The organism is Glutamicibacter sp. BSL13, assembly GCF_052928425.1.
In genome coordinates this window covers 1-4,743 of record NZ_JAVGCZ010000142.1, presented here as the reverse complement: position 1 = coordinate 4,743, position 4,743 = coordinate 1, and the positions used below count along the sequence as shown (strand labels likewise).

4 protein-coding genes are annotated in these 4,743 nt (G+C 67.3%); 3 read left to right on the top strand and 1 reads right to left on the bottom strand.

Features of this window, described 5'->3' with window-relative positions; all coding sequences use genetic code 11:
- Nucleotides 1-240: 240 nt before the first annotated feature.
- Nucleotides 241-2,520 (bottom strand): heavy metal translocating P-type ATPase, encoded by a 2,280-nt coding sequence (locus RCJ92_RS14920; protein ID WP_446754985.1) that lies wholly within the window; start codon nucleotides 2,518-2,520, stop codon nucleotides 241-243.
- A 253-nt stretch (nucleotides 2,521-2,773) separates the two neighbouring features.
- Here RCJ92_RS14920 and RCJ92_RS14915 point away from each other — a divergent pair, with 253 nt between their 5' ends.
- From RCJ92_RS14915 to RCJ92_RS14905, 3 genes are all read left to right on the top strand, one after another.
- Nucleotides 2,774-3,229: a DUF6153 family protein gene (locus RCJ92_RS14915; protein ID WP_446754984.1), complete on the top strand. Its 456-nt coding sequence runs from the start codon at nucleotides 2,774-2,776 to the stop codon at nucleotides 3,227-3,229.
- Nucleotides 3,230-3,348: 119 nt separating this feature from the next.
- Nucleotides 3,349-3,936, top strand: a complete 588-nt coding sequence (locus tag RCJ92_RS14910; protein ID WP_446754983.1) for a DUF305 domain-containing protein — start codon at nucleotides 3,349-3,351, stop codon at nucleotides 3,934-3,936.
- A gap of 77 nt (nucleotides 3,937-4,013) precedes the next feature.
- Nucleotides 4,014-4,655 carry a CueP family metal-binding protein gene (locus RCJ92_RS14905; protein WP_360027210.1) on the top strand — a complete coding sequence of 214 codons (642 nt, stop codon included), beginning with the start codon at nucleotides 4,014-4,016 and terminating at the stop codon, nucleotides 4,653-4,655.
- Nucleotides 4,656-4,743 lie beyond the last annotated feature (88 nt).

The following is a 4,743-nucleotide window of genomic DNA, read 5'->3' as shown; positions in this document are numbered from 1 at the left end:
CTGCTTGATCACTCACCCTGCCAGTGTAGCCAGCGGGCGGCGCGAGGCCGACGGGGCGCTCGGGCGTTGGGCAGCCCTCCGCGTGTTGCCGGTCACGGGGGCGGGCATCCGGGACCAAGCGGCAGTGGCCGGTGTCTGGCGCAGGACACCGGCCACCGCCGCTTGCGCCTCGAATCGCGGGGGACCGGCTCTCTGCCCGGGTTGCCGCCGGGGCGCTTGGGGCCTCTCGGGGCGAGGCTGCTAGCGCTGCCCGGCCGTGGCCGGCTCCCGCTGCGGGGACCGGCCTGCCGTCCCGGCCAGCTTCTGCGGGTCCAGCTCCACGCGGCGCAGCAGCTGGGCGTTCAGCGCCACCACAATGGTGGACAGCGACATCAGCACCGCACCCACCGCGGGGGAGAGCACGAAGCCTACCGGGGCCAACACGCCGGCGGCCAGCGGCACCGCCAGCACGTTGTAGCCGGTCGCCCAGGCCAGGTTCTGCAGCATCTTGCGGTAGCTGGCGCGGGAGAGCTCAATCATCGAGACCACGGCGCGCGGGTCGTTGCCGGCCAGCACCACCCCGGCCGATTCCATGGCCACGTCGGTGCCGGCGCCAATGGCGATGCCCACCTCGGCGCGGGCCAGGGCCGGGGCGTCGTTCACCCCGTCACCGACCATCGCCACCGACTTGCCGCGGCGCTGCAGCTCAACCACCTTGCTGTCCTTGTCCTCCGGCAGCACGTTGGCAAACACCTCATCGATCTGCAGTTCGGCCGCGACCGCGTCCGCCACCTGCTGGGCGTCCCCGGTGATCATGGCCACCTGGACCCCGCGCTGGTGCAGGGCCGCCACCGCGTCGCGGGAGGCCTCGCGCACCTGATCCTCCAGGGCCAGTGCACCAATCACCTGCCCCTCGCGCAGCACGTGCAGGATGCTGGCGCCGCGCTGCGTCCAGGTGTTGATCTCCTGGGCAATTTCCGCCGGGGATTCCACGCCCAGCTCGCGCAGCAGGTTCGGTCCGCCCACGCGCACCTCTGCGCCGTCCACCGTGGCGCGCACGCCCCGGCCGGTCTGCGAGGAGAAGTCACTGCCGTGCAGCTGGTGGGCCGAGGCCTGGGGGTGCTCCTTGGCGGCCGCGACGATGGCGCGGGCCACCGGGTGCTCACTGTCGGCTTCCGCCGCGGCGGCCACTGAAAGCAGCTCGCCCTCGGAAACCGGGGAAACCGCCGCGGTGCTGGTCACCGCGTGGGCGCCCTCGGTCAGGGTGCCGGTCTTGTCAAAGAGCACCACGTCAATGTTGCGCATGCGCTCCAGTGCGATGCGGTTCTTCACCAGCACCCCGGAGCGCGCGGCGCGTTCGGTGGAGATGGCAATCACCAGCGGAATGGCCAGGCCCAGCGCGTGCGGGCAGGCAATGACCAGCACCGTCACGGTGCGCACCACTGCGTCATCGGGTTGGCCGATGAGCATCCAAATGATGAAGGTCAGGATGCCGGCGCCCAGGGCAAACCAGAACAGCCAGGCGGCCGCCCGGTCGGCCAGCGCCTGGGCGCGGGAGGAGGACTGCTGGGCCTCGGAGACCAGGCGCTGGATTCCGGCCAGCGCGGTGTCCTCGCCGGTGGCCTGCACCTCAACGCGCACCGAGTTGTCCGTGGCCACCGTTCCGGCCACCACGTTCTGCCCGGCGTCGCGGTAGACGGTCTTGGACTCGCCGGTGATCATCGATTCGTCGAACTCCGCGCCGCCATCCACAATCCGGCCGTCGGCCGGAACGCGGGCGCCGGAGCGGACCAGGACGGTATCGCCGGCCTGCAACTGGTCCAGGGTCACGGTTTCGGTGCCGTTCTCCGTCACCTTCTCCGCCTCATCGGGCAGCAGTTCGGCCAGCGCGTCCAACGCGCCGGAGGCCGCGCCCAGGGCGCGCATCTCCATCCAGTGTCCCAAGAGCATGATGACCACCAGCAGCGCCAGCTCCCACCAGAAGTCCAGCATCAGCCCGCCAATGCCCAGGCTCGTGGCCCAGGAGGCGATCAGGGCCACGGTGATGGCCATGGCAATCAGCAGCATCATTCCCGGCTGGCGGGACTTCAGTTCAGAAACACCTCCGGAGAGGAAGGGCCAGCCGCCGTAGAAGTAGATGACGGTGCCCAGGATCGGGGCAATCCACTGGACCCCGGGGAATTGGGGAATCTGGTAGCCGAGCAGGTCGGCGAACATCGGGCTGAAGTAGACCACGGGAATGGACAGCACCAGGCTGATCCAGAACATCTTGCGGAATACGGCGGCGTGATCGCCGTGGCCACCATGTCCACCATGTCCGCCGTGGCTGGCATGTGCCGAATGGTCTTCGTGCCCGGCGTGATCCTGGTGATCCGCCGGATGCTGGTGCTCCAAGTGCTCCGCGTGCTGGGCGGAATGCCCTGCTTCGGCATGCAGGGCATGTTCCTGGCGCCCTTGGCGGTGTTCTGCGTGCGCTGAAGATTGCGGTTGTCTTGAGTGGCCGTGGCGGCCTTGGTGCTCTTCGTTCTCGGAGGTACTCATGATGCCCCTTTCGCGTTCGCTGTGGAAACCATGGGTTGTGGTTGCTCGTCCTGGTTAGAGCTGCCGGTGGCGGCTTGAGTGCTCTTCATTTCCTCCACCACAGTCGAGACTATACCCCCTAGGGGTATTAAATCCAGTGAGGGTGAGCGAATCTTCAGGAACAGACAAGGCCCCTGTCAGCTCCCGCGCCGGCGTGAAGATGGAACTTCCCTGCTTAGGGGGCTCACAGTCCGTGTGGCTAGAATCTGCAGATATGAACATCCCACCCGTCCTGCGGCAGCCGCCGGCGCCGTCGGTGCCCGGCACCCTGCCCGGCATGTTGCGTGGGATTCTGCTGGCCGCGGCCGTCGTGGTGGGTTTGCTGCTGATGCATGGACTGAACCTGCACGGCACCGCACCTGCCCATGAGGCCCATCCCTTCACCGCCGCCGGGCAGCTGGCACAGACGCCGACGGCCACCGACAACCAGCATCTGCTGGCCGATACCTCTGCCGTGGGATGCGCCGAATGCCAGAAAAGCGGTGGCCAGCAGGTGGTGAGCGCCGCCTGTGTCGCCGCGCTGCTGCTGCTTTTCCTCACCCTCGGCGTGCTGCCAGCCTTCTGGGCCCGCCGCATCGGGTTCTGCCGGGCAGGACCCGGGTACCGCCTCCGGGCACGGCGCTTCCGGCCAAGCCCATCGCTGCAGGCGTTGTGTATTAGCCGCACCTGATCGGCAGGCTCCCGCGCGCCTTCCTGCGCTTCCGGCGGGAGTCGAAAACCCATGCCCCGGCACACGGACTTTCGATCCGTTCGTGCCCTCAGCGATGCGAAATCACGGAGAAAACCCACATGAAGAAGCCAATTGCCGTTCTTGCTGCCCTGAGCCTGGGCCTTGCCCCAGTGCTGGTCGGGTGCGCCACCCAGGATCAGGACCCGGGGGCCACCCCGGAGCAGACCGCCACCTCGGCCCCGACAGCAAGCGTTAACGACGCGGACAAGTCCTTTGCCGCGATGATGAGCGTTCACCACGAGCAGGCCATCGAAATGAGCGACATCGTCCTGGCCAAGCAGGGCATCGACACGCAGGTGACCAACCTGGCCGAGCAGATCAAGGAAGCCCAGGGCCCGGAAATCGAGAAACTGCAGTCCTGGCAGCAGGAGTGGGGCGTGGAAGAGTCCCACAACATGCACGACATGGGCCACGGGGACGGGATGATGAGCGAGGAAGACCTGCAGGCCCTGCAGGAAGCCGAAGGGGTGGACGCCTCCAAGCTGTTCCTTGAGCAGATGATTGCCCACCACGAGGGGGCCGTGACCATGGCCGAGGACCAGATTCGCGACGGGTCCTACCAACCGGCCATCGATATGGCCGAACAGGTCGTCAACGAACAGCAGGCCGAAATTCAGCAGATGAAGGACATGCTGGCCGGCCTGTAACCGACCCCCAAAAAACCACTCCACTCCACGCGCGGTGGGCCCCTGGCCCACCGCGCACCCCAGCACGAGGAACCACCATGGCAAAGCCGACAACACCCAAGCACAACCGCCACCGCACCGCCGCCGGACACACAGCCCGTGTCCTTGGAGTGCTCGCCGTGGGGGCGCTGGCCCTGACCGGGTGCAGCAGCACCCCGGAACCGGCCCCCACCACCAGCGTGCAGGCCGCCGACTCCACGCAGCAGTTCCTGACGACCCAGGGACTCGACGGATTGAACACCACCCAGATCATCGACCGGCTGGATGCCCTGCCGGTGAGCGAACGCAGCCAAAGCCTGATCGCCTCGGTGCGGCCCGCGGGACTGGTTCTCATGGATGACCAGCAGGAAGTCACCCTGCCGATGCCGGAGGACAAGTTCTACCTGTCCTTCGCCCCCTACCAGCAGCAGACCCACGACTGCCACTTCCACAGCCTGACCACCTGCCTGGGGGAGATGCAGAACTCAGACGTGAAGGTCACCGTCACCGACAACAAGACCGGGCAGAAGCTCGTGGACGAATCCATGCAAACCTTCGACAACGGATTTGTGGGGCTCTGGCTGCCACGCGGCATGGAGGGGACTCTGACGGTCGAGGCACAGGGCAAGAGCGGAACGACCAACATTTCCACGGTCTCCGATGAGGACGCGACCTGCCTGACCACCTTGCAGCTGACCTAGCCCCTCGGACCCGGGCAGTCGCACGCTGACCGGGAGCGAAAGGAAATTGGGGACTCACGCCGGCGGGCCGTGCCGGAACCGGCACGGC

Excerpts from the sequence above, each read along its gene's own strand:
- RCJ92_RS14920 (WP_446754985.1), bottom strand. The coding sequence starts at position 2,520 with ATGAGTACCTCCGAGAACGAAGAGCACCAAGGCCGCCACGGCCACTCA.
- RCJ92_RS14910 (WP_446754983.1), top strand. The coding sequence starts at position 3,349 with ATGAAGAAGCCAATTGCCGTTCTTGCTGCCCTGAGCCTGGGCCTTGCC.
- RCJ92_RS14905 (WP_360027210.1), top strand. The coding sequence starts at position 4,014 with ATGGCAAAGCCGACAACACCCAAGCACAACCGCCACCGCACCGCCGCC.
- RCJ92_RS14915 (WP_446754984.1), top strand. The coding sequence starts at position 2,774 with ATGAACATCCCACCCGTCCTGCGGCAGCCGCCGGCGCCGTCGGTGCCC.